We start from the raw sequence: 23,411 nt of genomic DNA, 5'->3' as shown, positions 1-23,411 counted from the left end.
CGGGGCGACGGCCTAGCTGCTGCGCAACGACTCGCGGGTGACCGCCCGAGCCGCGGCGAACCCGGCGTCGAGGTCGGCCTTGAGGTCGTCGACGTTCTCGAGGCCGACCGAGAGCCGCACGAGGCCCGGCGTGACGCCGGTCGTCAGCTGCTGCTCGGGGGTGAGCTGCGAGTGCGTCGTCGAGGCGGGGTGGATCACCAGGCTGCGAACGTCGCCGATGTTGGCCAGGTGGCTGAACAGCCGCAGGGCGTCGACGAGGGCCCGACCGGCGTCGACCCCGCCCTTCAGCTCGAACGAGAGGACGGCCCCGACGCCGCGGGGCGCGTACTTGTTCGCCGCGGCGTACCACGGGCTGGTCGGCAGGCCTGCGTAGTACACGGCGGCGACGTCGTCGCGGGCGTCCAGCCACTCCGCGACCTCCTGGGCGTTCTGGACGTGTCGCTCGATGCGCAGGCTGAGCGTCTCGATGCCCTGGATCAGCGAGAAGGCCGTGTCGGGGCTGTTCGACGCCCCGAGGTCGCGCAGCAGCTGGACGCGCGCCTTGACGACGTAGGCGAGCTCGTCGCCGACCGCCTGCGTGTAGACCGCCCCGTGGTACGACGGGTCGGGTCGGGTCAACCCGGGGAAGCGGTCCGCGTCGGCCGACCACGGGAACGTGCCGCCGTCGACGATGAACCCGCCGATGACCGTGCCGTGCCCGCCGAGGAACTTCGTCGCCGAGTGCACGACGACGTCCGCCCCGTGCTCGAGCGGCCGGATCAGGTAGGGCGTCGCGATCGTGTTGTCGACGATCAGGGGCACGCCCTCGTCGTGCCCGACGCCCGACACCTTCTCGATGTCGAGGATGTTGATCTTGGGGTTGCCGATCGTCTCGGCGAAGAACAGCTTGGTGTTCGGGCGGACGGCACGGCGCCATTCGTCGGCGTCGTCCTGGTTCTCGACGAAGGTCGTCTCGATGCCGAGCTTCGCCAGCGTGTACTTGAACAGGTTGTACGTGCCGCCGTAGATGGACGACGACGACACGATGTGGTCGCCGGCCTCGGCGATGTTGAGCACGGCGAAGGTGGACGCGGCCTGCCCCGACGACACCAGCAGGGCACCCGTCCCGCCCTCGAGCGCGGCGATGCGCTTCTCCACGACGTCGTGGGTGGGGTTCATGATGCGCGAGTAGATGTTGCCGTTCTCGGCGAGGGCGAAGAGGTCCTGCGCGTGCTGGGCGTCGCGGAAGACGTACGAGGTCGTCTTGTAGATCGGCGTGGCCCTGGCGTGGGTCGTGGGGTCGGGCTGGGCGCCGGCATGGATCTGCCGGGTCTCGAACTTCCAGGCGGGCTGGGCGTCGGTCATGGTCTGCTCCTGCGGTCGGGTCGTGTCGTGTGGGCCGACGGGGTCGTCGGGGCCTGCGATGACAGCCACGGTACGGACCCCGCCCCCGACCGTCCACGATGCCGGACACGCGACGTAACCGGACGGCTAGCGTGGGACCGGTGCGTCCACGGCGGGCGCCGACGGACGAGGCACCGGGAGGCGCACATGGTGGGAAGGGTCGTGGTGACGGGGGCCAGCTCGGGCATCGGAGCGTCGACGGTGCGGTTGTTCCGCTCGCGCGGCTGGGACGTGCTGGCGGTGGCCCGACGCGAGGAGCGCCTCCGTGCGCTCGCCGACGAGACGGGGGCGACCTGGTTCCGGGCCGACCTCACGAGCGACGACGACGTGGCCGCCCTGCGGGCCCACGTCGAGGGCACCGGTCCGCTGCACGCGCTCGTCAACAACGCCGGCGGCGCGTTCGGCCTCGACAGCGTCGAGCACGGCTCGATCGACGACTGGCAGCGCATGTTCGACATCAACGTCCTCGGCACGAAGCGCGCGATCACCGCGCTGCTGCCGTCGCTGCGCCGGGGAGCCGAGGAGGCGCGGGGCGCCGACGTGGTCACGGTCACCTCGATCGCCGGTCACGTCGCGTACGAGAACGGCGGCGGCTACAACGCCTCGAAGTTCGCCGAGCACGCCCTCGTGGCCGTGCTGCGGCTCGAGCTCGCCGGCGAACCGATCCGGGTGATCGAGATCGCACCGGGCATGGTGCACACCGAGGAGTTCTCGCTCGTGCGCTTCGGCGGCGACCAGGACCGCGCCGACGCCGTCTACCGGGACGTCGAGGCGCCCCTGACGGCCGGCGACGTCGCCGAGTCGATCGTGCACTCGGTCGAACTGCCGGCCCACGTCAACCTCGACCTGGTGACCATCAAGCCGGTGGCGCAGGCCGCGACGTACAAGGTCGCCAAGGGCGGGCTGCGCGTCCGGAAGGACTGACCGGGCCGGGCGTCAGGAGCGTCCGGGGCGCGGGTGCGCGTCGCGGAGGGCGGCCAGGTCGCCTTCCACGAGGTCGCGCAGCCGGTCGGCTCGGCCGTCGTCGTAGTCGTCGGCGGGCCGGGCGGCCCAGCCGAGCCGGTCGACGACGGTCTGCCCGACGTCGTCCCACGCGCGGGACCGGGCGTCCGCCACGACCCCGCCGACGAACGCGTCGTCGTCCCGCCGCGCGGCGAGTTCTCGGGCCACGCCCTTCGAGGCGGCCTCGCGCAGCTTGAGCGCGCCGGCGTCCTCCTGCCGGTAGTCGAACTGGTGGCGGGACTGGCCGTACGAGCGGCCGGTCATCCGACGGAGCTTGCGGACGCGGACGGCGGCGGCCGTCTGCTCGGCCGCCAGGCGGTCGATCTCGTCACGGGTGACCCGGGTGGCGACGCCCTCGTCGAAGGGCAGGTGCTCCTGCAGCGCACGCCGGATGATCTGGTTGGTGACGGAGACGACCAGGGCGGCGCGCACGATGAGCACGCCCTCGTCCACCGCACGCTCGAGTGCCGTGCGTTCGGCTCGGCGCCGTGATCCTGGGCCGTGGGGCACTCGTCGACGTCCTCTCGTGCTCGGGGTGAGGCCCCGAGACTACCGGCGTGGGGCGGGGTCCCGACCGGGTGGGGGGCCGGGTGCGCGACGGCCGCGCGACACGGCCCCCGGGTCACCGACGGGTGGTTCGGGGCCGGGGCGAGCGGGCCGGAGGCCGGACGGACGCGGTCGACGGCACCCGCGCCTCCTGCCCTCCGGGGGCCGTCGGGGCGCCGAACCGCACCGGACGGCGGGCCTCACCCCGGGGGGTGTGCCCGGCCGGGCGACGCCACCCGTGCGTCACCCGGACGGGTCCCCCTCGAACGGGGGACCCCCGTTCGCCTCGTGTTCTCAGGACGCCCCGCGTAGCGTTGTCCCCGTCAGGACGTCCCGAACCCGAATCCGGGGCGTGCCTCGGCCGTGGTCGCCCGAATCGGCCACCGGCAGACGTCGCCGGACCACCCTCCCGGCCCCGTCACCCGAACGCACCCTCCGACGAGGGTCGCCACCCGAACGCACCGTCCACGGTGCGACCGGCGACCGTCGACGAACCCCGAGGAACCCCGTGACCCTCTGCGTCCGCTTACCCGAGCCCGCCGTCCTCCCGTCCGCCCGCCGCACCCCCCGGGGAGGCACCGCGTGAACCGCCCCGCCCCCCGCATCAGCGTCGTCGTCTGCGCCGACGAGACCACCCCGTTCGACGGCCTGCTGGCCGCCCTCGACTCCGTCCTCCGCGACGGGGACGTGCACGAGGTCCTCGTCGTGGTCGACCGCGCGCCGAGGCTGCGCGACGACCTGCGCCACCGCTACGACGACCTCGTCGTCGTCGACAACACCCGCACGCCCGGTCTCGCCGGCAGTCGCGACACCGGCATCGAGTCCGCGCGCGGCGACGTCGTCGCGTTCCTCGGTGCGGACTCCTCGGCCCACGCGGGCTGGGCGCAGGCCATGGCCGCCCCGTTCGACGAGGTCGACGTCATCGCCGTCGTCGGGCGGACCGAGCCCACCTGGCCCGGCACGGCCGCGTCGGGCCTGCCGGACGCCCTCCTCTGGGCGGTGGATTGCACGCCGCGTGCGCGTCCCGACGGCCCCGTCGGCCTCGAGGACGTCTCGGGTCCGAGCGTGGCGTTCCGACGGTGGGACCTGTTGCAGGTCGGCGGCCTGGCCAGCGGCGCCGACGCACGCCGGACGACTCCCCGCGGCGCCGAGTTCGCCGAGCTCTGCCTGCGCCTCGCCGCCGACGAGCCGGAGGCGCGGGTCGTCTCGACCTCGTCGGCCCGGGTCTCGCGCACGGTCGCCGCGGGCGAGACGCGGTGGCGGTCGGTCGCCGGCGCGGCGTCCGACCGCGGCGTCGCCCAGTCCGCCCTCCGACGCTCGGTCGGTCGGGACGCCGACACGGGCACGGCCCGCCGCGTCACGCCCGGTCGGCTGACCGCGGCCGCGTGGCGTTCGCTGCTCGGTCGACGTCCGGGGGCCTCGCTGCTCGCCGTCGCCGCCGTGGGCCTGGTCGCCGGTCGCGTGTCGGGCCTGCTGCGCGGAGCCCGCATCGGCGTGCCGGTCGACCACCTCGAGCCGCTTCGATCGGCGACGGTCCGTCACTGATGGCCGGCGCCGGGCGGCCCGTCGCCGGCGGGTCGCGCGGGCCTAGCCCGCGGTCAGCACGATCGGCGTCTCGGCGACCGTCCCCTCGCCCGACGTCGACGTGACGGCCAGCGTGGCCTCACCGATCGGCAGGTCGTCGGGCAGGGGGAACGAGCCGGCGACGGTGAAGCGTGGGCCGGCGGCCTCGTCGACCGTCCCGAGCAGGCGTGGCTCGCGGTCGCCCGCCGTGGTGACGGTCACGTCGACGTTTCTGGCCGGTCGCGCGATGCCGCCGGTGTCCTCGCACCTCGAGGTCATCCAGTCGACGCTCAGTCGGACCTCGCCACCCGGCCGGAGGTCGGAACCGTCGAGGTCGACCTCCTTGATCGCGCAGGAGGCCGAGGTGGTGCCTCCGGCGCTCGGGCCGCATCCGGTGAGCAGCCCGGCCACGCACGCGCCGGCGAGCACGACGTGCACCGGTCTCGTCCGACCCCTTCCTCCGACGGACACGACGATCAGACCTGCTCGGCGCCGTGGTCGTAGGCGAACGGGAGCAGTTCGTCCGCCGTCACGCTGACGAGATCGTCAGGGCCGCGCAGGATCACGCGGACGTGGGGGTGGAGGTCGGCGAGCACCTGACGGTCACGCCCGCACGGGCTCGTGACGCCCCGGCCGTGGTTGCCCACGGCGACCACGTGCGTCAGGTCGGTGGCGCCGCCTGCCCGTGCGGCGCCGAGGGCCACGAGCTCGGCGCAGGGCCCGCCCGTGAAGTGGAAGACGTTGACCCCGGTGAAGATCCGGCCGTCGGCCGCGCGGACGGCCGCGCCCATGGTGTGCACGCCGTCCTCGTCCGGGCCGGCGTCGGTGACGGCGTCGATGGTCGACCGGGCGGCCTCGACGAGCGCGTGGTCCTCGTCGGTGAGGGCGGTGGCTGACGGCGGGAGGGTGGCGGGCACGACCCCGACCCTACGACGACCGCCCTCCGTCCGCGTCGCCCGGCGCGGGAGCTCGCCTGCTAGCTTGCCGCCATGACCTGGCCCGTCGTCCATCTCTCCCGTCCGCTCGACCACGACGTCGCGGTCGTGTCGCGCGTCGCGGGGGACCCGCGGAACCTCCCGCTGTGGGCGGCCGGCCTCGGTGCCGGCATCCGCTCGGAGGGCGACCGCTGGTTCACGGAGTCGCCCCTGGGCGTCGTCGAGGTCGCCTTCACCGGACCGGTCGAGCAGGGCGTGCTCGATCACGACGTGACGCTGCCCGACGGGACGGTGGTCCACAACCCCCTCCGCGTCGTCCCGAACGACCGGGGCAGTGAGGTCGTCTTCACCCTCTTCCGCCGCGACGGCACGTCGGAGGCGGACTACCGGGCCGACGCGGACGCCGTGCGACGAGACCTCGATCGGCTGGCGGCCCTGCTCGACCAGACCGTCCTCGACCAGGCCCGCCCCGACGAACGAGGCCCGCGCGACCGGTAGGTCGTCGGCGACCGACGGAGGGCGACCCCGCCGACCGACCCCGCCGACAGACCCGGCCCGCTCACGGGCGGCGTCCGTAGCGTGGCCGTCATGCACCCGACCACGCAGGGGGCCGAGCCCGAACCGGTCACCGCCACCGCGCCTCCGTTGCTCCGCCCCGCGTTCATCCGGCAGCACTGGGGCGGCCTCGCCTTCGCGCACTGGCGGGTCGAACCCGAGCGCGTCGCGCCGCTGCTGCCGCCCGGCACCCGACCCGACGTGTTCGACGGCTCGACCTGGGTGGGGTTGATCCCGTTCGAACTGACCGGCAGTGCCTTCGGTCCGCTGCCTGCCGTGCCCTGGGCCGGCGACTTCCTCGAGACCAACGTGCGGCTGTACTCGGTCGACGCCCTCGGGAGGCGCGGCGTCGTCTTCCGCACCCTCGAGGCCCAGCGGCTCGTCTCGGTGCTCGCGGCCAACGCCGGCCTCGGCCTGCCGTACCGGTGGGCGTCGATGGAGCGCACGCGGGCGGACGGCGTCGTCACGTATCGCAGCACCCGGCTCGGGCCCGGGGTGAACCCGTCGTCGCGACTGGCCGTCCGGCCCACCGACGAGGTGGTGTCCGGCGACCCGCTCGCCGAGTTCCTCACCGCCCGCTGGGGCATGCACGTCGCCCGCGGCGGACGCACGCGGTACTGGCCGAACCGGCACGAGACGTGGTCGCTGCGCCGCGCCGAACTGGTCGACCTCGACGACGAGCTGGTGGCCGACAGCGGCCTGCCGGGCGTCACCGACCGCGAACCCGACTCGCTGCTGTGGTCCGACGGCGTCGACACCGTCTTCGCGCCGCCCGGGGGTGCCTGGGTCCCCGCGTGACGCGCGGGGGCCTGCGCGCGTTACGGTTGTCGGCATGGTCACCCCACCCGACGACAGCCAGGCCGCCCCCGCACGACCCGAGGTCGAGGCTCCCGAGCGAGAGGTTCTGGGGTGGCTCGAGTTCGGCGAGGCCGCCCGCCACCTGGCCTCCGACGTCGTCCAGGCGGGCTTCGCACCCGACGTCATCGTGGCCGTCGCCCGGGGTGGGCTCGTGCTCGCGGGTGCGGTCGCCTACGCGCTCGACACCAAGATGTGCGGTTCGATCAACGTCGAGTTCTACACCGGGGTCGACGAGCGGTTGCCCGAGCCCGTGCTGCTGCCGCCCACCCTCGACGCCCCGTCGCTCGAGGGCAAGAAGGTGCTCGTCGTCGACGACGTCTCCGACTCGGGGCGCACGCTCGTGCTCGTGCGCGACCTGCTCGCCGAGGTCGCCGTCGAGGTGCGCACCGTGTGCCTGTACAGCAAGCCCCGCACCGTGCTCGAGCCCGACTTCGTCTGGAAGCGCACCGACCAGTGGATCACCTTCCCGTGGAGCGCCCTGCCGCCCGTGACGCGTGAGGTCGGCTCGGGGGCGGGCGCGTGAGCATCCACCTCGTGGGCGGCGGCTGGTCGCCCGACGACACCGAGCTGTACGACCTCTTCGTGGCCGAGGCCGCCGTCCGGGGCGCCGCCGTCGGTCGCAGCGTGCCCCGCATCGCCGTGCTGATCGTCGTCGCCGACGACTCGCCGTCCGCCGAGTTCCGTGAGGGGTACCCCGCCATGCTGGCAGCCGGCGGACGCTGTGAGGCGCTCACCACGATCGTCACCGCGGGCGACGAGTTCGACACCCGCGTGCTCAGCGACGTCGACGGCCTGCTCGTCGCGGGCGGGCTCACGCCCGCCTACCTCGACGCCGTCGCCCCCTTGATCGACCAGGTGCGCCTGCTGGTCGCCGACGGGCTGCCCTACCTCGGGTTCTCGGCGGGGGCGATGATCGCCGCCGACCGTGCGCTGCTGGGCGGGTGGCTGATCGGCGACGTGCCGGTCTGCCCGGAGGACGCCGCCGAGGACCTCGACGAGGTCACCCTCGCCGACGGCCTCGGGCTCGTCGACCTCGCGATCGACGTGCACGCCGCCCAGTGGGGCACCCTGACCCGCCTGATCGCCGCCACCGAGGCGGGGCTCGTCCGCGGCGGCGTCGCGATCGACGAGAACACCGCCCTCGTGGTCGGCGAGGGCGCCCTCGCGGTGCTCGGCACGGGCAGCGTCTGGCGGGTCGAACCGCAGCTCGACGACGACGGCGAGATCGTCGGCGTCTCCGTCGGCACGCTCGGGGTCGAGTGACCGACGCGGGCGGTGCCGGCCGGGGCGACGAGCACGGTCGTGAGCCGGTTCGCGACGAGACGCACGTCCACCGTCGGCCGCTCTCCGAGCAGATCGACCCGTCGTGGGCGACCGCCCTCGAGCCCGTGGCCGACCGCATCGCCGACATGGGGGAGTACCTGCGGGGCGAGGTGCGCGCCGGGCGCGGCTACCTGCCCGCGGGCGAGAACGTGCTGCGGGCCTTCCGCCAGCCGCTCGACGAGGTGCGCGTCCTGATCGTCGGTCAAGACCCCTACCCCACGCCGGGTCACCCGATCGGGCTGTCCTTCGCGGTCGACCCGCACGTCCGTCCCGTGCCACGCAGCCTGGCGAACATCTACCGCGAGTTGCACGACGACCTGGGCGTGCCCGTGGTCGAGCACGGCGACCTGACCTCGTGGTCGCGCCACGGCGTGCTGTTGCTGAACCGCGTCCTCACCGTGCGTCCGGGCGAGACGGCGTCGCACCGTGGCAAGGGCTGGGAGCCCGTCACGCAACGGGCGATCGAGGTGCTCGCCGCGCGGGGCGGGCCGCTCGTGGCGATCCTCTGGGGGCGTGACGCGTCGGCGCTCAAGCCGCTGCTCGGCGACGTCCCGGCGATCGAGTCGCCGCACCCGAGCCCGCTGTCGGCGTCACGGGGCTTCTTCGGCTCGCGGCCGTTCAGCCGGGCGAACGAGCTGCTCGTCGCGCAGGGCGGCGAGCCCGTCGACTGGACCCTGCCGCCCGCGTCCTGAGCCGGGCCGCCCCCGGCGTGGCAGAGTGGGCCCGTGCTCGAAGAGGAATACCAGCCCCGACGGCGGCTTCCCCGAGCCCTGCGGCCCCCGGCTCCGGTCGAACCGGGCTTCTCGTTCGTGATCCGCCCGGCCACGCCGGCCGACCTGCCCTACGTGCGAGAGATCTACAACCACTACGTGGCCAACTCGTCGGTGACCTTCGACGAGGACGCGATGACCCTCGCCGAATGGCGACGCAAGTTCGCCTTCGTGACGAAGCTCGGCATGCCGTTCCTCGTCGCGGTCAACCCGTCCGGCGAGGCCCTCGGCTACGCGGTCGCGACGCCCTGGGGTGGCAAGGCCGCCTACCGCTACACCGTCGAGAGCTCGATCTACCTGCGAGCCGCGTCGACCGGCAAGGGACTCGGCCGGGCCCTGCTCGAGGCCCTCGTCGAGGCGTGCCGCGACGCCGGCATCCGCGAGATGATCGCCGTCATCGCCGACAAGAACGCCGAGGCGTCCATCGGCCTGCACGCCCGTCTCGGCTTCACCGAGGTCGGGCGCATGGGGCGGGTCGGCTTCAAGTTCGGCCGCTCGCTCGGCACGATCACGATGCAGAAGTCGCTCAAGAAGCGTCGCAGGGGCTGAACCGGCCGCGCGTCGGAGGCCGACGGCTCAGGACAGCGGTCCGACGACCTGTCGCAGCACCCGTTCGGTCGCGGCGGCGGTGCCCGGTTCGCCCCGCCACAGCATGCGGACGATCAACCCGTCGACAGCCAGGGCCGCGACGTCGACCCGGTCCGGCGGCACGCCCGCCCGCGACAGCACGTGCTCGAGTGACGAGTACCAGAGCTCGGCGTCCTCGCGCAGCGACTCGTCACGCATCGCGGTGAAGAGCAGTTCGTACTGCGCCCGCGCCGCCCCCCGTTCGGTGACGGCGTACCGGACGAGGGTCTCGGCCAGGTCACGCAGGGAGGCGCGCTCGAGGCGGTCGAACGACCGGGCCCAGTCGGTGGTCGCGTGCCGTAGCGCCGCGCGCAGCAGGTCGTCCCGGCCGGCGAAGTAGTACGTGGCCGCCGAGACCGGGACGCCGGCCGCCCGGGCGACCGCCCGGTGCGTCACGGCCGAGGGGCCGCCCGCCTCGAGGACGGTCAGGACGCCGTCGAGCAGCGCGCGCCTCCTCGCCTCGCCCTTGGGGGTGAGGGTCGGGCCGTCGGCGGCCGTGTCGTCGGGGGGCTGGCCGTCGCCCGAGGTCGGGTCGCCCACCGGGTCAGGCCGCGGCCTCGTGGCGGCCGCCGAGCTCGAGCATGGTGACGCCCCCGATGACGAGCACGATGCCGCCGAGCTGGACGAGCGTCAGGGGCTCCTTGAAGAAGATCCAGCTGATGAGGGCGACGAGCACGACGCCGATGCCTGCCCAGATCGCGTAGGCGATGCCGAGCGGGACGCCCTTGCCGAGCGACTGCGAGAGCATGGCGAACGCGAAGACGTAGCCGACGACGACCGCGGCGTACTGCCACCACTTGGCGTCGGGGCCGCTGGTGACCTTGAGGAAGCTCGTGGCGAAGACCTCGCCGACGATGGCGAGCGCGAGGAAGAGGTAACCCATGACGGAGTCCTGTCGAGACGCGCGACGGTCCCGGCGGCGACCTGCGGCCGGGGGAGCACGAATGGGACAAATGTACCAGAAAACGTGCCGGGCGTGCCGGTCCGCGGCCTAGGCTCGACGGGTGTTCGAACTCCACCACCTGAGCGCCCACGAGCAGTGGGACTGGCTGCGTCGCGGCGAGGTCTCGCCCCGCGAACTGACCGCCCACTACCTCGAGCGCATCGCGCGGCTCGACGGCGACCTCGGGGCCTTCGTCACCGTGACCGCCGACGCCGCACTCGAGCGGGCCGACGACCTCGCCGCGGCCGGTCCGTCGGTCGCCGCGCTGTGGGGGCTGCCCCTGGCCGACAAGGACCTCAGCGACCGCGCGGGCGTGCCGACCTGGTCGGGGTCGCGCCTGAGCAGGGGTCGGGTGCCCACGACGTCGTCCGAGGTCACCGAGGCCCTCGACCAGGCCGGGGCCGTCAGCCTGGGCAAGACGGCGACCCCCGAGTTCGGGCTGACCGCCTACACCGAGACGCTCGTCGGTCCGCCCACGCGGAACCCCTGGGCGCCCGGGACCGGTTCCGGCGGCTCGAGCGGCGGGGCCGCGGCGGCCGTCGCCGCGGGTCTGCTGCCGTTCGCCCCCGGATCGGACGGCGGGGGCAGCATCCGCATCCCGGCCGCCGCCACCGGCCTCGTCGGCCTGAAGCCCTCCCGGGGTCGGGTGCCGGCGCAGTCGGGGCTCACGAGCCTCGCCGGGCTTCCGGTCGGCGGGGCCCTGGCCCGGTCGGTCGCCGACGCCGCCCTGCTGCTCGACGCGATGGTGTCGCCCGACGGGCACCCACCGCGCCACCACCAGGCCCTCTGGGCCCCGCCGTCGCCCGACGGGGCCTACCTCGGCACCGCCGTCCGGGGCGAGGGGCGGTACCAGGTCGCGGTGATGACGACCAGCCCGTGGGACGACGCGTTCGACGTCCGGGTCGACCCGCGCCTCCTCGGTGTCCTCGGCGAGACCGCCGACCTGCTCGCCTCGATGGGCCACGGCGTCGACGAGACGAGCCTGCCGCCGTCGGACTACCCGGCGCTGTTCCGCACGATCTGGCAGGCGGGCGCGGCGGGCATCCCGGCCGAGACCGAGGCCGAGCTCGCGATGCTCGAACCGATCACCCGGTGGCTCGTCGAGCAGGGGCGGCGCGTGACGGCTCGCGAGCTGTCGGCGGCGCTCGTCGGTCTCGCCGCCTTCGAGCGCAGCGTGATCGAGCGCTTCGCCCCGTTCGACGCGGTGCTGACGCCGACGCTGGCGATGCTGCCGCGCCCGATCGGCTGGTACGACGCCGAGGACGCCGAGCGGAACTTCGAGCAGCAGTGCCTGTACTCGCCGTTCACGTCGTTCGTCAACGTGGCCGGGCTGCCCGCGATCAGCCTGCCGGTGGCCGAGGTCGACGGCGTGCCCGCGGGCGTGCAGCTGATCGGGAGGCCGGGCCGCGAGGACGTGCTGCTCGCGATCGGCGCGCAGCTCGAGCGGCGCCTGCGGTGGCAGCGCCGCCACCCGCCGACGTGGTGAGCCGAGGGGCCTAGTCCAGCGTCGGCACCGAGTCCACGAGCGTGCGCGTGTAGTCGTGCCGCGGCCGTCGCAGGACGTCGTCGGTCGCGCCCTGCTCGACGATGCGGCCGTCGCGCAGCACGGCGACCCGGTCGGCGAGGTGCTGCACGAGCCCGATGTCGTGCGACACGAGCAGCAGGGCGAGCCCCCGTTCGTCGCGGAGCTCTCGCAACAGGTCGAGGACCTGCGCGCGCACGGTGACGTCGAGGGCGCTCATCGGCTCGTCGCCGATCAGCAGTCGCGGGCGGTGCACGAGTGCCCGCGCGAGGGCGATGCGTTGCCGTTGCCCGCCGCTGAACTCGTGCGGCCACGCCTCGGCGTCTCCGGCGTCGAGGCCGACCCGTTCGAGCATCTCGGCCACGAGGCGGTCGTGGTCGCCCTCGACGCCGAGGGCGCGCAGGGGCTCGGCGATCGTGTCGCCGACGCGCATGCGCGGGTCGAGCGAGCTGTAGGGGTCCTGCAGCACGATGCCCGTCTGACGTCGCAGCCAGCGCAGTCGCGAGGCGCGGTCGGGTGCGACCGTGCGGCCGTCGAACGCGACCGTGCCGGACGTGGCCCGGTCGAGGGCGAGCAGCAGGCGCACGAGGGTCGACTTGCCCGACCCCGACTCGCCGATCAACGCGACGCTCTCACCGGCCGCGACCTCGAGGTCGGCGTCGACCAGGGCGTGCCGGACCGGACCCGGCTGGAACGGCGACCGTCGCGGCAGGGTGAAGGTGCGGGTGAGTCCGCGCGCCACGAGCAGAGGAGGCGCGGTGTCGGTCGTCCGGTCGCTCACGAGGCCCTCCAGGTCGTCGCCCGCGTCGCCTCGACGAGTCCGCGGGTGACCTCGTGCTCGGGGCGGTGCAGCAGCTGCTCGACGGGGCCGCTCTCGACGACGCGGCCGTGAGACAGGACGGCGGCGTGGTCGGTGATCCGTGAGAGGACGGCGAGGTCGTGCGTGACGAAGAGCAGCGACGTCCGCCGTTCGTCGACCAGGCGCTGGAAGAGCGCGAGCACCTCGGCCTGCGTCGTGACGTCGAGGGCCGTCGTCGGTTCGTCGGCGAGCACGAGTCCAGGCCGGTTGATCAGGGCCATGGCGATGCCGACGCGTTGGCGTTGACCGCCCGAGAGCTGGTGCGGGTAGAGGTCGACGACGCTCTCGGGCTCGGGCAGGCCGACCTCGGCGGCCGCGGCCACCGCCCGGGCGCGGGCGTCGCGCCGACCGATCCGGGTGTGCAGCCGCAGGGGTTCGGCGATCTGCCGGCCGACGGTGACGACCGGGTCGAGGGTCGTGCCGGGGTCCTGGAAGACCGTGCCGACGACGCGGCCCCGCAGGCCCGCGAGCTCTCGCTCGGAGGCGCCGAGCAGTTCGCGCCCGTCGAGCCGGATGCTGCCCGTGGCCCGGGCACCGTCGGGAAGCAGGCCGAGCACGGCCAGGGTCGTGAGCGACTTGCCCGAACCCGATTCGCCGATCATCCCCACCCGGGCACCGTCGGGCACGTGGAGCGAGACGCCGTCGACGACGCGACGGTCGCCGATGGTGACGGTGAGGTCGTCGATCACGAGGCTCACGAGACCACCTCCGGGGCGACGGGTCGCGAGGGCGCTGCGGGCGTCACCGGACCGGTCGGACCGGTGGGCCGCCCGGTCGGGCCGGCCGCGGCGCCACGCCCCGCACGGCCCGACCGGAGACGGGGGTCGGACGCGTCGCGCACGGCGTCGCCCAGCAGGTTGAGCGCCAGCACCGTGAGGGTGATGGCGAGACCGGGCCACACCACCGAGCCCGGGTGGATGCCGATGAACTTCTGCAGGTCGCTGAGCAGCCGGCCCCACGACGCGGTGTCGGCGGGGGCGCCGTAGCCGAGGAACGACAGTCCCGCCTCGGCGAGCACGCTCGTCGCCATCGACAACGAAAGCTGGACGACGAACACGGGGGCGACGTTCGGCAGCAGGTGCCGCCGCAGCACGGCCCCGGTGCCGAGGCCGTTCGCCCGGGCCGCCAGCACGTAGTCGGTCCGTGCCACCCGACGGATCTCCGACCGGCTGACCCGGGCGATCGAGACCCCGTAGCCGATGCCGACCGCGACGACGACGACCGTCAGCGACCCGCCGAACGCGGCGGCGAGGGCCATGGCGATCAACAGGGTCGGGAACGCCACGAGCACGTCGATCAGGACGGCGACGGACTCGCGCACCCAGCGGGCCGTCAACGAGCCGAGGGCCGCGAGGCCGACGCCGACGACGGTCGCGACGACCCCCGAGGCGACGGCGACGACGACCGTCGTGCCGGTGGCGGCGAACACGTAGCTGAAGATGTCGCGTCCCACCGAGTCGGTGCCGAACGGGTGCGCGGGTGACGGCGTCAGCCAGGCCGAGTAAGGGTCGGTGTCGAAGGGGTCGAGGGGCGTCCAGAACCGGCTGACGACCGCGCACGCGACCACCACGGCGAGCCAGCCGACGCCGAAGGCACCCTGCGGTCGACCCAGCAGGTCGCGGACGAACGCGCCGCGCCTCATCGGTCGTCCTCCCGGAGGCGCGGGTCGAGCCGGCGGTGCACCACGTCGATCACCAGGCCGATGGCCAGCACGAGCGTGGTGAGCGTCATCAGCTCACCCTGCACCTTCGTCAGGTCGCGGCGGCCGACGTCGGTGACCAGCATGCGACCGAGGCCCGGCAGCGTGAACAGCTGTTCGACGATGACGGCCGAGACCACGAGGCCCGCCACCTGCAGGCCGAGGATCGACACCACGCTGAGCAGGACGTTCGGCAGTCCGTGTCGCACGAGGGCGCGGGACCGCGTCATGCCGTTCGCCGCGGCCGTCCGCACGTAGTCCTGGTCGAGGGCGCCGAGGGCCGCCGACCGGGTGAACCGCAGCAGGACGGCACCCTCGACGATGCCGATCGTGAGCGCCGGCAGGACGAGCGAGCGCAGGGCCCGGCCGGGGTCGCTCCAGCCGTCGGCCGGGAACCCCTGCGTGGGCAGCAGCCGCAGCGTCACCGCGAAGACGCCGATCAACAGCATGCCCGCCCAGACGACCGGCACGGCCGCGAGCAGCTGGGCCCCGGTGCCGAGGACCACCCCGGAGGCGCGGCCCCGGCGGAGTGCGCTGGTCACCCCGAGCGGGATGCCGATCAGCAACCCGAAGACCAGCGAGAGCCCGGCGAGCGGCAGGGTGACGGCGAGCTTGTCGAGCACCTCGTCGACGACGGGGGTGCCGGTCACGAGCGACTCGCCGAGGTCGAGGCGCAGGAGGCCCCCCGCCCAGTCGAGGTACTGCACGACGACGGGCCGGTCGAGGCCGAGCTGCTGACGCAGGGCCGCGACCTGCCCGGGCGACCCGGTCGTGCCGGCGATCGCCTGGGCGACGTCGCCCGGCAGCAACCGCAGCGTCGCGAAGATGAGCACGCTCGCGACGGCCAGCCCCCCGACGAAGAGGAGCAGGCGGCCGGCGACGAAGCGGGTCACTCCGCCTTGGCCAGGTCGGCCAGGTCGAGGCGCGTCGTGGTCGAACTCGTCGGGAACCCGGTGACGCCGTCGTGGATAGCCGTCAACGTCGTCGCCGTGTAGAGCCACTCGGCAGGAGCGTCCTCCGACACGATCTTCGCGGCTTCGGCGAGCTTCTCGTCGGCCACCGTGGGGTCGGTCGCGGCGATCGACTCGGCGTAGAGCTGCTGCACGGGAGCACTGTCGTAGTTCCAGTAGTAGTCCGGGTTCGCCCAGTTCGAGAAGTCGTGGGTCTCGGCGTGGTTCACCATGCTGAGCTCGAAGTCCCCGTTCGAGTACACGTCGTCGAGCCAGGTGCTGAAGTCGACCTGCTGCACCGACAACGTGACGCCGACGGCCTTGAGCTGCGTCGTCAGCACGTCACCGATCGCGGTCGGGTAGACGTTGGGGTACTCGAGGGTCAGCGACAGGTCACCGTCGTGGCCGGCCTCGGCGAGCAGGGCCTTCGCCTCGTCGGGGTCGTACGCGTCGACGTTCGTGAGGTCCTGGTAGCCGGGGTCGAGCTCGGGGATCGGACCGCCCTGGTCGACGGCCGAACCGCCGACGGCGGCGATCAGCGCGTCGTTGTCGATCGCGAGCCGCAGGGCCTTGCGCACCTTCGCGTCGGTGAACGGTGCGACGGCGTTGTTGAAGGCGAGCGTGTACTTGTCGGTCGTCTTGCCCTTCTCGACGGTGATGCCGTCGACGCCGTCGAGCTGGCCGGCGAGGGTCGCGTCGACCGCGGTCTGCACGTCGACGTCGCCCGAGATCGAGGCGTTGATCGCCGCGGACGGGTCGGTCACGTACCGGAAGGTGACTCCGGCGACCTTCGCCGGGGTGCCCCAGTAGTCGGCGAAACGCCCGAGCTGCAGGTTGTCGCCCTGGCGCCAGCTCGTCAGCTCGAACGGACCCGTGCCGTTCGCCGTGGTCGACAGGTCGTTCGTCGCCGACTGCTGCAGCACGAGACCGGCCCTCCCCGTGAGGTCGAACAGCAGAGACGAGTCGGGCCGCGAGAGCGTCAGCACGACCGTGTCGGCCGAGGGGGCCGTGATCGTCGAGACGGCGGCGAGGTCGGCGTGGTTCGCGAGGGAGGCGTCGTCTTTCACCTGCGACAGCGACCACACGACGTCGTCAGCCGTCAGGGCGGCTCCGTCGTGGAAGGTCACGCCGTCGTGCAGCGTGAACGTGTAGGTGAGGCCGTCGTCGCTGATCGTGTGGCTCTCGGCGAGCACGTCGCGGATCTCGTTGTCCTGCGTGCGGCCGACGAGACCCTGGTAGACGTTGTCGATCAGCACCTGGTCGAGCGCGATGCCCGCCGTGCTGCGGATGTCGAGGTCGCTCGGCTCGAGCACGAGTCCGACCGTGACGGTGGCGTCGGCGTCGGGTGTGCCCGACCCGTCGGGGGACGAGGCGGACGAGCAGCCCGTCGCGAGGAGCAACAGCGCGGCGACGGCGGCGGAGAGGGGGAGGGTGCGCACCTGGTGGGGCCTTCCGGGGACGGCCGTGGCGGTTCGTCCACGGCGACGGGGGACCGGAGGCGCGGGAGGGCCCCTCGGTCGTTCGGCGGGGGAGTCCCGGTCGCTGCTGAACCGGTCCACGCGATCCGCCACCGTGTTGCTGTCGGACACGGCACGGCCCCTCGTTCCGGGCGTCGCTGACGGACGCCGGACCCGACAGAACCTACCACCACGCCGGGGAAGTCGCTGTCCGTCGAGAGACCCGTGTGGCGGATGAGGCAAGCCTTACCTATATTGAAGGGGACATGCTCCTCGTAGACCAGAACCCGCCCCTGCCGCACGACGCCCTGCGCGTCCTCTTCGCCGCGGACGCCTCGTCGATCCCCGTGCTGCGAGAGATGCTCTCCGTCCTGCCGATCTGTGCCCGGGGTCAGGTGTTCATCGAGGTCGACAGCGCCGACGACGTCGTGCCGCTCGCCTCGCCGGGTCGCGTCACCGTCACCTGGCTCGCCCGCGACCGTCGTTCCGGCGTCCCCGGCACGGGCACGTCCTGCGCTCCGGGCCAGGCCCTCGAGCGGGCCGTCCGTGCCTGGCTCGGTGAGATGTACGTCGAGCCCGAGACCGTCGCGACCGGCGAGCACGTCGTCTGGCTCGGCGGCCCTCCGGCCTTCGCCTACGACCTCCGGCACGACCTGCGCCAGCTCTTCCACGTCGGCACCCCCGCCGCGGCCTGAGCGGCGACGTCCATGACGACCGCGTCCACCGCCACCGTCGAGCGCCCGGCGAAGCCGGCCCACCGCCCCTACCGCGTCCGCGTGGCGGCCGTCCGTCGCCTGGCGCCGTCGTTCGTCCGGATCACCTTCACGGGCGACGACCTCGGCGACTTCGGCGTCGACGGGCTCGACCAGCGCATCAAGGTCGTCCTGCCCCTCGAGACGACCGGGTACGACGACTTCCCGACCGACGACTGGTACTCGTCGTGGCGTGCCCTGCCGGCCGAGCGGCAGAACGTCTTCCGCACCTACACGGCCCGGGCCGCGCGCCCGGCGCAGCGTGAGGTCGACGTCGACTTCGTCTGCCACGGCGACACCGGGCCCGCGTCGGCCTGGGCCGGGCGGGCACGGGTCGGCGACGAACTGATGCTCGTCGGCCCCGACGCCACGAGCGGCGTCACGGGCAGCGGGGTCGAGTGGTCGCCGGGCGACGCGCGCACCCTCCTCCTGGCGGGCGACGAGACCGCGGCGCCGGCCATCTGCTCCATCGTCGAGGCGCTGCCCTCCGACGCGCGGGGGTGCGTCTTCATCGAGATCCCGACCGCGGCCGACGAGCTCGACCTGGTCGCGCCTCCCGGGGTCGACGTGCACTGGCTGCCGCGTCGCGAGGCGACCTCGGGCCACGGCGAGGCCCTCGTCGTCGCGGTCCGCCGCTGGACGGCACGCTACGTCACCGCCTGGCACCACGGCGTCGAGGTGAGCGAGGTCGACGTCGACCACGACGTCCTCTGGGACGTCCCCCACGGCGACGACCCGCACGGTGCGGCCGTCAGCGCCGACCTCTACGCCTGGTTCGCGGGCGAGGCGGGGGCGATCAAGACCCTGAGGCGCTTCCTGGTGAGCGAGGTCGGCATCGACCGCCGCCAGGTCGCCTTCATGGGGTACTGGCGCGTCGGCAGGTCCGAGTCCTGACCCACGGGCCTCGACGACGCAGGAGGCGCGGCCTCGTCGGTCGCGCCTCCTGCCCTGGTCGTCGGGCCCTGCCCGTCCCGTCGGGTCGCGCCCGCGGCTCGGACTAGACCTCGGCGGGCAGTCCCACGAGTTCGGAGGTGCGCTCCCAGAGTGCCTCGGCGAGCAGCGGATCGGTGGCCTGGCGGTGCAGTCGGCCGTGGGGCTTCAGCTGGTCGAAGTACGTGCCGCTCTCGACCGCGATCGTCGTCGGCCCCGCGAGCTGGATCAGCGGCACGGCGCCGGCCGAGGCCGAGATGCCGTAGTTGCCGTTGGTCAGGACGTTGGCGACGCGCATTGTGCGTGAGTCCGAGCCGAAGCCGGTGACGACGATGCCCGGGTGGAACGAGAACGCCTCGAGCCCGGTGCGTTTCGCCAGTTCGCGGACGAACAGCACGGTCTCGATCTTGGTCGTGCCGTACTGACGCCAGCCGCCCGCCCACCGGCGCTTCGACCAGTTGAGGTCGTCGAGTCGCACGTGGCCCATCAGGTTCGCCGTGCTCGCCGTCGAGACGACGCGGCCGCCGCTCTCGAGCAGGCGCGGCAGGAGCAACCGGGTCAGCAGGAACGGCGCGAGGTGGTTCGACTGCAGGGTGCGTTCGAAACCGTCGGCCGTCACGCCGCGTTCGCTGACGAGGCCTCCGGCGTTGTTCGCGAGGGCGTCGATCGTCGGGTAGCGGTCGAGCAACCGGTCGGCGAGCGACCGGACGTCGTCGAGGCGGTCGTAGTCGACCAGGAAGGCCGTCCCGCCCACCTCGTCCGCCACGGCCCGCGTGCGGTCGGGGTTCCGCCCCACGACGGCGACGTCGGCGCCGCCCTTCGCGAGCTCGCGGGCTGCCTCGCGGCCGATGCCGCTGCTCGCCCCGGTGATGATCACGGTGCGGGTCATCGATATCCGCCCTTCTCGAGGCCGGCCTCGATCTCGAACCTGTTCGACAGCGGGTCGCTGCCGGCCAAGAAGTACAGTACGGGCATCAGCATGCCGTACTTCTGCCACTGGCGGACGTGCACGGCCTCGTGTTCGAGGACGCGTGGTCCGTCGTTGTCGCGGGTGAGGTACACCCGGCCGACGCAGGTGCCGCCGCGCTTGAACGCCCACCGGGGCAGGCCCCGGCAGACGATCAGGTCGCCGACCACGCGGACCCGGCCGACGCTGAGCGGCACCCCGACCGCGAGGCCCACGGCCGTCGCCCAGGCGCAGCCGAGCCTCGAGATCGGGGAGTCGACCAGCGGGTTGATCACGGACGGCCGTACGCGTCCAGCAGCCGCAGCCAGACCTCGCTGACCGTCGGGTACGAGGGGACGGCGTGCCAGAGGCGGTCGATCGGCACCTCGCCGACGACCGCGATCGTCGCGGCGTGCAACAGGTCGCTCACGTCGGGGCCCACGAAGGTGGCGCCGACGATCACCTTGCGGGACTCGTCGACGACCAGGCGGGCCTGACCTCGGTACTCGTCCGAGTGGATCGCCGAGCCGGCGACGGCCGCGAGGTCGTAGTCGACGACCTTCACGTCGATGCCGCGCTTGCCTGCGGCGTCGGCGGTGAGGCCGACGCTCGCCACCTCGGGGTCGGTGAAGGTGACCTGCGGCACGGCGGCGTCGTCGGCCGTGGCGACGTGCGCGCCCCAGGGCTCGGCCTGGACGGGCTTGCCGAATGCACGCGCGGCGATGACCTCGCCGGCGGCACGGGCCTGGTACTTGCCCTGGTGGGTCAGCAGGGCGCGGTGGTTGACGTCCCCGACTCCGTAGAGCCAGTCGGTGCCCTTGACGAGCATGGTGTCGTCGACGTCGAGCCACTCGCCCGGCGTGAGTCCGACGTTCTCGAGCCCGAGGTCGGTCGTGCGGGGCACGCGGCCGGTCGCGACGATGATCTCGTCGGCGATCACCGTCGAGTCGTCGTCGAGGGTGGCCTCGACCGTGTCGTGCTCGGTGCGCAGCACGTTCGAGGGCGAGACGCCGAGGCGGACGTCGACGCCGAGTCCGCGCAGCGAGTCGGCGACGAGCTCGCCGGCGAAGGGCTCCTGTCCGCCGAGCAGACCGCTGCGGGCGATCAGGGTGACGGCCGAGCCGAGCTGCTGGTAGGCCGTGGCCATCTCGGCCGCGACGACGCCGCCGCCGACGATGACGACGCTCTGCGGCATCACCTTCACGCTCGTGGCCTCACGGCTGGTCCAGGGCCTGGACTCGGCGAGGCCGGGGATGTCGGGCAGCAGCGCCGAAGACCCCGTCACCGCCGCGACGGCGTACTTCGCCTGGTGCACCTCGCCGTTCACCGTCACCTCTTTCACGCCCGTGATGGTCGCGTGCCCGCGGATGAGGTCGATGCCGGCGCCCTCGACCCAGTCGGCCTGACCCGAGTCGTCCCAGTTGCTGGTGAACGAGTCGCGGCGACGGAGGACGGCGGCGACGTCGACGTCACCGGTCACGGCCTGCTTGGCCCCGTCGAGCGACTTGGCCGCCCGCACGACGGCACTCGAGCGCAGCAGCGCCTTGGAGGGCATGCACGCCCAGTACGAGCACTCGCCACCGACGAGCTCGGCTTCGACGAGGCCCACCTTGAGGCCGTTGCGGGTGGCGTAGTCCGCCACGTTCTCGCCGACCGCGCCGGCTCCGATCACGATGAGGTCATAAGTCGTCATGGGCCCGACGTTAGTCGCCCGGGGTGCCGGGTTCCCAGGCGGGTCGCCGCGGGGGACAGAGCCGTTCGATGAGCCGACGCTGGGAGTTCTCTGGACGCCATGGGCACGAACGAGGAGGCGCGGGTAACGTCCCCCACATCAGCGCACCACCGCGATCCTTGCGGCGGAGCGCGTCAACCTACGAGGAGGCACACATGGGACTCGACGACAAGATCAAGAACGCCGCTCAGGACATCGCCGGCAAGGCGAAAGAGGCTCTCGGCGACCGCAAGGGCGACGACGAGCTGAAGGCCGAAGGTCAGAAGGACCAGGCCGGTGCCTCCGCCAAGAAGGTCGGCGAAGACGTCAAGGACGTCTTCAAGTAGGCCGATCCGCCTCGTTCTCGGGCCCGTCCACCCCTCGGGGTGGGCGGGCCCTTTCGTGGTCCCGGCCGGGAGGCGCGGTCAGCGTCCCGTGAACTCGGCGGCGGTCCGCGACACGAAGGCCTCGAAGCCGATCCGGGCGTCGTCCGAGGCCAGGAGGCGCACGAGTTCGGGTTGGAGCCGGGCCTCGGCCGCGGCATCGCCCTCGCGGACGGCGAGGCGGGCGGCGGCCAGGGTCGCCTGGACGGCAAGGGGAGCCTGGGCGGCGATCTTGCGTGCGAGCCCGAGGGCGTGCCCGTAGGCCGCCCCGTCGTCCACCAGGTCCTGCACGAGCCCGATGCGCCGTGCCTCCTCGGCGTCGAGGAGGTCGCCGGTCAACAGGTAGCGCATCGCGTCGCCCCACCCGACCCGCCGGGGCAGGCGGATGGTCGCCCCGCCGAAGGGCAGGATGGCCCGGCTGACCTCGATCTGGCCGAAGCGGGCGTCACGGCTCGCCACGACGACGTCGCTCGCCAGCGCGAGCTCGACGCCCAGGGTCAGACAGGTGCCCTGCACCGCCATCACCACGGGCTTGGTCAGCTGACGACCGTGCACCTGCCACGGGTCGAGTCCGCCCTCGGGCACGACGTCGAGACCCTCGTCGGTCACGGCGGGCACGACGTCGCCGAGGTCGAGGCCGGCCGTGAAGTGGTCACCGTGCGCGAAGAGCAGGCCGACCCGCAGCTGCGGATCGCGGTCGAGTTCGCCGTACGCCGCGGCCAGTTCGCGCAGCATGCGCAGGTCGGCGGCGTTGCGCTTCTCGGGGCGGTCGAGGCCGATCAGCAGCACGTGACCGTCACGCTCGACGGTGACGCGAGGGCGGTCGTCACCCGGGGCCAGGGCGTTCATCGCGCGGGCGTCGCTCGCGAGAGCGCCCCGAGGACGCGGAGGATGGTGCCCATGTCGTCCGACGCGGCGGCCGCGTCGACCGGGGCGAACGAGCACAGGCCGGCGCCCACGAGCGTGAAGCGCTCCTTGAGTGCCGTGATCGTCTCGATCAGCACGCCGGGCTCGAGGCCGAACGGCTGGGGGTCGAGCAGGCCCTCGATCGCTCCGGGGTCGAGCACGTCGAGGTCGACGTGCAGGTAGACCTCGGTCGCACCCGAGTCCTCGACGGCGGCGACGACCTCGGCGGGGTCGAAGTCGAGGGACGAGACCGCGCGGACGTGCCGGCTCTCGATGTACCGGTCCTCCGCGTCGTCGTAGCTGCGGGCACCCGCGAGCACCACGCGGGCCGGGTCGAGCGGCTCGGGAGTCGGCCCGGGCCCGATGGTGGGCAGGTCTTCGGTGGCGTCACCGATCAGGGCCCGCAGCACCATGCCGCTGAACGCACCGCTCTCGCTGCTGCGCGGGCTGTTGAGGTCGGGGTGCGCGTCGAACCAGACGACGGCGGTACGGGGGGTGACCGCGTGGCGGACGGCCGCGAACTCGACGCCGCAGTCGCCGCCGACGACGATCGCGGGGGAGTCGTCGGTGCGCAGCTCCCGTGCGACGGACTCGGCGATGGTCAGGACCGACGAGAGCCGGTGCACCCGGGTGCCGAGCGAGTCGCCCGCCCCGACCGGCACCTCGACGACGGTCGTCGCGGTCGACGGCAGGTCGCCGAGGATCGCGTACGCCCCCTCGGCGAGCCGCATGGCCCTCGACGACGGTGAACCCTGCCACTGTGGAACCACGACGAACCTCACGGGCGTCAG

At 73.4% G+C, this 23,411-nt stretch carries 28 protein-coding genes; 12 read left to right on the top strand and 16 right to left on the bottom strand.

Annotated elements, in window-relative coordinates; genetic code table 11:
* Positions 1-12: 12 nt before the first annotated feature.
* Positions 13-1,344, bottom strand: coding sequence for a bifunctional o-acetylhomoserine/o-acetylserine sulfhydrylase (locus ABID81_RS00545; protein WP_354592911.1), 1,332 nt, complete (start codon positions 1,342-1,344; stop codon positions 13-15).
* Positions 1,345-1,530: 186 nt separating this feature from the next.
* On the opposite strand from ABID81_RS00545, the gene ABID81_RS00540 reads away from it, so the two are divergent.
* Complete coding sequence (locus ABID81_RS00540; RefSeq protein ID WP_354592910.1) at positions 1,531-2,307, top strand: SDR family oxidoreductase; 777 nt, start codon at positions 1,531-1,533, stop codon at positions 2,305-2,307.
* Between the two features lie 12 nt (positions 2,308-2,319).
* On the opposite strand, the gene ABID81_RS00535 is transcribed toward ABID81_RS00540, so the two are convergent.
* The gene (locus tag ABID81_RS00535) at positions 2,320-2,826 is read right to left on the bottom strand and encodes a hypothetical protein (protein WP_354592909.1); all 507 of its coding nucleotides are present in this window, start codon (positions 2,824-2,826) and stop codon (positions 2,320-2,322) included.
* A 687-nt stretch (positions 2,827-3,513) separates the two neighbouring features.
* Here ABID81_RS00535 and ABID81_RS00530 point away from each other — a divergent pair.
* Positions 3,514-4,476, top strand: a complete 963-nt coding sequence (locus ABID81_RS00530; RefSeq protein WP_354592908.1) for a glycosyltransferase family 2 protein — start codon at positions 3,514-3,516, stop codon at positions 4,474-4,476.
* Positions 4,477-4,518: 42 nt separating this feature from the next.
* Here the strand turns inward: ABID81_RS00530 and ABID81_RS00525 are convergent, their stop codons facing one another.
* Together ABID81_RS00525 and ABID81_RS00520 are read right to left on the bottom strand one after the other, a co-directional pair.
* Positions 4,519-4,932, bottom strand: coding sequence for a hypothetical protein (locus tag ABID81_RS00525; RefSeq protein ID WP_354592907.1), 414 nt, complete (start codon positions 4,930-4,932; stop codon positions 4,519-4,521).
* 38 nt (positions 4,933-4,970) lie between these two features.
* Positions 4,971-5,411 (bottom strand): cytidine deaminase family protein, encoded by a 441-nt coding sequence (locus ABID81_RS00520; RefSeq protein WP_354592906.1) that lies wholly within the window; start codon positions 5,409-5,411, stop codon positions 4,971-4,973.
* A 72-nt stretch (positions 5,412-5,483) separates the two neighbouring features.
* Here ABID81_RS00520 and ABID81_RS00515 point away from each other — a divergent pair, with 72 nt between their 5' ends.
* From ABID81_RS00515 to ABID81_RS00490, 6 genes are all read left to right on the top strand, one after another.
* Complete coding sequence (locus ABID81_RS00515) at positions 5,484-5,927, top strand: SRPBCC family protein (protein WP_354592905.1); 444 nt, start codon at positions 5,484-5,486, stop codon at positions 5,925-5,927.
* 90 nt (positions 5,928-6,017) lie between these two features.
* A complete protein-coding gene (locus ABID81_RS00510) occupies positions 6,018-6,782 on the top strand; it encodes a YqjF family protein (RefSeq protein WP_354592904.1) in 765 nt (254 codons plus the stop codon).
* A gap of 34 nt (positions 6,783-6,816) precedes the next feature.
* The gene (locus ABID81_RS00505; protein ID WP_354592903.1) at positions 6,817-7,365 is read left to right on the top strand and encodes a phosphoribosyltransferase; all 549 of its coding nucleotides are present in this window, start codon (positions 6,817-6,819) and stop codon (positions 7,363-7,365) included.
* Positions 7,362-8,105, top strand: coding sequence for a Type 1 glutamine amidotransferase-like domain-containing protein (locus ABID81_RS00500; RefSeq protein WP_354592902.1), 744 nt, complete (start codon positions 7,362-7,364; stop codon positions 8,103-8,105). The genes ABID81_RS00505 and ABID81_RS00500 overlap by 4 nt, the downstream gene beginning before the upstream one ends.
* Entirely contained in the window at positions 8,102-8,857 is a 756-nt protein-coding gene (locus ABID81_RS00495; RefSeq protein ID WP_354592901.1) for a uracil-DNA glycosylase, read from the top strand. Before ABID81_RS00500 ends, ABID81_RS00495 begins: the two co-directional genes overlap by 4 nt.
* A gap of 33 nt (positions 8,858-8,890) precedes the next feature.
* Positions 8,891-9,484, top strand: coding sequence for a GNAT family N-acetyltransferase (locus ABID81_RS00490; RefSeq protein WP_354592900.1), 594 nt, complete (start codon positions 8,891-8,893; stop codon positions 9,482-9,484).
* Between the two features lie 27 nt (positions 9,485-9,511).
* On the opposite strand, the gene ABID81_RS00485 is transcribed toward ABID81_RS00490, so the two are convergent.
* On the bottom strand, positions 9,512-10,102 hold the full coding sequence (locus ABID81_RS00485) for a TetR/AcrR family transcriptional regulator (RefSeq protein ID WP_354592899.1): 591 nt from the start codon (positions 10,100-10,102) through the stop codon (positions 9,512-9,514).
* A 4-nt stretch (positions 10,103-10,106) separates the two neighbouring features.
* The gene (locus tag ABID81_RS00480) at positions 10,107-10,445 is read right to left on the bottom strand and encodes a DMT family transporter (protein ID WP_354592898.1); all 339 of its coding nucleotides are present in this window, start codon (positions 10,443-10,445) and stop codon (positions 10,107-10,109) included.
* A 121-nt stretch (positions 10,446-10,566) separates the two neighbouring features.
* On the opposite strand from ABID81_RS00480, the gene ABID81_RS00475 reads away from it, so the two are divergent.
* Positions 10,567-11,991 carry an amidase gene (locus ABID81_RS00475; RefSeq protein ID WP_354592897.1) on the top strand — a complete coding sequence of 475 codons (1,425 nt, stop codon included), beginning with the start codon at positions 10,567-10,569 and terminating at the stop codon, positions 11,989-11,991.
* Between the two features lie 10 nt (positions 11,992-12,001).
* Here ABID81_RS00475 and ABID81_RS00470 read toward each other — a convergent pair whose 3' ends face one another.
* The 5 genes from ABID81_RS00470 to ABID81_RS00450 are packed head-to-tail and all read right to left on the bottom strand — an operon-like array spanning position 12,002 to position 16,974.
* Positions 12,002-12,808 carry an ABC transporter ATP-binding protein gene (locus tag ABID81_RS00470; RefSeq protein ID WP_354592896.1) on the bottom strand — a complete coding sequence of 269 codons (807 nt, stop codon included), beginning with the start codon at positions 12,806-12,808 and terminating at the stop codon, positions 12,002-12,004.
* The gene (locus ABID81_RS00465; RefSeq protein ID WP_354592895.1) at positions 12,805-13,584 is read right to left on the bottom strand and encodes an ABC transporter ATP-binding protein; all 780 of its coding nucleotides are present in this window, start codon (positions 13,582-13,584) and stop codon (positions 12,805-12,807) included. Before ABID81_RS00465 ends, ABID81_RS00470 begins: the two co-directional genes overlap by 4 nt.
* Positions 13,581-14,528, bottom strand: coding sequence for an ABC transporter permease (locus ABID81_RS00460; RefSeq protein WP_354592894.1), 948 nt, complete (start codon positions 14,526-14,528; stop codon positions 13,581-13,583). Before ABID81_RS00460 ends, ABID81_RS00465 begins: the two co-directional genes overlap by 4 nt.
* Positions 14,525-15,478, bottom strand: coding sequence for an ABC transporter permease (locus tag ABID81_RS00455; RefSeq protein WP_354592893.1), 954 nt, complete (start codon positions 15,476-15,478; stop codon positions 14,525-14,527). Before ABID81_RS00455 ends, ABID81_RS00460 begins: the two co-directional genes overlap by 4 nt.
* The gene (locus ABID81_RS00450; protein WP_354592892.1) at positions 15,475-16,974 is read right to left on the bottom strand and encodes an ABC transporter substrate-binding protein; all 1,500 of its coding nucleotides are present in this window, start codon (positions 16,972-16,974) and stop codon (positions 15,475-15,477) included. Before ABID81_RS00450 ends, ABID81_RS00455 begins: the two co-directional genes overlap by 4 nt.
* Positions 16,975-17,258: 284 nt before the next feature.
* On the opposite strand from ABID81_RS00450, the gene ABID81_RS00445 reads away from it, so the two are divergent.
* Together ABID81_RS00445 and ABID81_RS00440 are read left to right on the top strand one after the other, a co-directional pair.
* A complete protein-coding gene (locus tag ABID81_RS00445) occupies positions 17,259-17,687 on the top strand; it encodes an SIP domain-containing protein (protein WP_354592891.1) in 429 nt (142 codons plus the stop codon).
* A gap of 12 nt (positions 17,688-17,699) precedes the next feature.
* A complete protein-coding gene (locus ABID81_RS00440) occupies positions 17,700-18,638 on the top strand; it encodes a siderophore-interacting protein (RefSeq protein WP_354592890.1) in 939 nt (312 codons plus the stop codon).
* Positions 18,639-18,741: 103 nt separating this feature from the next.
* Here the strand turns inward: ABID81_RS00440 and ABID81_RS00435 are convergent, their stop codons facing one another.
* From ABID81_RS00435 to ABID81_RS00425, 3 genes are read right to left on the bottom strand one after another with little or no spacing between them, the layout of a single operon-like run.
* A complete protein-coding gene (locus ABID81_RS00435) occupies positions 18,742-19,563 on the bottom strand; it encodes an SDR family NAD(P)-dependent oxidoreductase (RefSeq protein ID WP_354592889.1) in 822 nt (273 codons plus the stop codon).
* The gene (locus ABID81_RS00430) at positions 19,560-19,916 is read right to left on the bottom strand and encodes a Fe-S oxidoreductase (protein ID WP_354592888.1); all 357 of its coding nucleotides are present in this window, start codon (positions 19,914-19,916) and stop codon (positions 19,560-19,562) included. The genes ABID81_RS00435 and ABID81_RS00430 overlap by 4 nt, the downstream gene beginning before the upstream one ends.
* Positions 19,913-21,313, bottom strand: a complete 1,401-nt coding sequence (locus ABID81_RS00425; protein ID WP_354592887.1) for a dihydrolipoyl dehydrogenase family protein — start codon at positions 21,311-21,313, stop codon at positions 19,913-19,915. The genes ABID81_RS00430 and ABID81_RS00425 overlap by 4 nt, the downstream gene beginning before the upstream one ends.
* A gap of 194 nt (positions 21,314-21,507) precedes the next feature.
* On the opposite strand from ABID81_RS00425, the gene ABID81_RS00420 reads away from it, so the two are divergent.
* The gene (locus tag ABID81_RS00420; protein ID WP_043595102.1) at positions 21,508-21,678 is read left to right on the top strand and encodes a CsbD family protein; all 171 of its coding nucleotides are present in this window, start codon (positions 21,508-21,510) and stop codon (positions 21,676-21,678) included.
* Positions 21,679-21,756: 78 nt separating this feature from the next.
* On the opposite strand, the gene ABID81_RS00415 is transcribed toward ABID81_RS00420, so the two are convergent.
* Together ABID81_RS00415 and ABID81_RS00410 are read right to left on the bottom strand one after the other, a co-directional pair.
* A complete protein-coding gene (locus ABID81_RS00415) occupies positions 21,757-22,563 on the bottom strand; it encodes a crotonase/enoyl-CoA hydratase family protein (protein WP_354592886.1) in 807 nt (268 codons plus the stop codon).
* Complete coding sequence (locus ABID81_RS00410) at positions 22,560-23,402, bottom strand: arginase family protein (RefSeq protein ID WP_354592885.1); 843 nt, start codon at positions 23,400-23,402, stop codon at positions 22,560-22,562. The genes ABID81_RS00415 and ABID81_RS00410 overlap by 4 nt, the downstream gene beginning before the upstream one ends.
* Positions 23,403-23,411: the final 9 nt, after the last annotated feature.

This window comes from Frigoribacterium sp. PvP054 (assembly GCF_040547465.1).
In the GTDB taxonomy this organism is placed as follows: Bacteria; Actinomycetota; Actinomycetes; order Actinomycetales; family Microbacteriaceae; genus Frigoribacterium.
The sequence above is the reverse complement of the archived record's forward strand: the minus strand, read 5'-3'. Positions and strand labels throughout refer to the sequence as shown.

What these genes read in the sequence shown, in the direction of transcription:
- ABID81_RS00510 (WP_354592904.1), top strand. Translation starts at nt 6,018, where the DNA reads ATGCACCCGACCACGCAGGGGGCCGAGCCCGAACCGGTCACCGCCACC.
- ABID81_RS00440 (WP_354592890.1), top strand. Translation starts at nt 17,700, where the DNA reads ATGACGACCGCGTCCACCGCCACCGTCGAGCGCCCGGCGAAGCCGGCC.
- ABID81_RS00415 (WP_354592886.1), bottom strand. Translation starts at nt 22,563, where the DNA reads ATGAACGCCCTGGCCCCGGGTGACGACCGCCCTCGCGTCACCGTCGAG.
- ABID81_RS00460 (WP_354592894.1), bottom strand. Translation starts at nt 14,528, where the DNA reads ATGAGGCGCGGCGCGTTCGTCCGCGACCTGCTGGGTCGACCGCAGGGT.
- ABID81_RS00435 (WP_354592889.1), bottom strand. Translation starts at nt 19,563, where the DNA reads ATGACCCGCACCGTGATCATCACCGGGGCGAGCAGCGGCATCGGCCGC.
- ABID81_RS00480 (WP_354592898.1), bottom strand. Translation starts at nt 10,445, where the DNA reads ATGGGTTACCTCTTCCTCGCGCTCGCCATCGTCGGCGAGGTCTTCGCC.
- ABID81_RS00540 (WP_354592910.1), top strand. Translation starts at nt 1,531, where the DNA reads ATGGTGGGAAGGGTCGTGGTGACGGGGGCCAGCTCGGGCATCGGAGCG.
- ABID81_RS00505 (WP_354592903.1), top strand. Translation starts at nt 6,817, where the DNA reads ATGGTCACCCCACCCGACGACAGCCAGGCCGCCCCCGCACGACCCGAG.
- ABID81_RS00420 (WP_043595102.1), top strand. Translation starts at nt 21,508, where the DNA reads ATGGGACTCGACGACAAGATCAAGAACGCCGCTCAGGACATCGCCGGC.
- ABID81_RS00515 (WP_354592905.1), top strand. Translation starts at nt 5,484, where the DNA reads ATGACCTGGCCCGTCGTCCATCTCTCCCGTCCGCTCGACCACGACGTC.
- ABID81_RS00425 (WP_354592887.1), bottom strand. Translation starts at nt 21,313, where the DNA reads ATGACGACTTATGACCTCATCGTGATCGGAGCCGGCGCGGTCGGCGAG.
- ABID81_RS00545 (WP_354592911.1), bottom strand. Translation starts at nt 1,344, where the DNA reads ATGACCGACGCCCAGCCCGCCTGGAAGTTCGAGACCCGGCAGATCCAT.
- ABID81_RS00445 (WP_354592891.1), top strand. Translation starts at nt 17,259, where the DNA reads ATGCTCCTCGTAGACCAGAACCCGCCCCTGCCGCACGACGCCCTGCGC.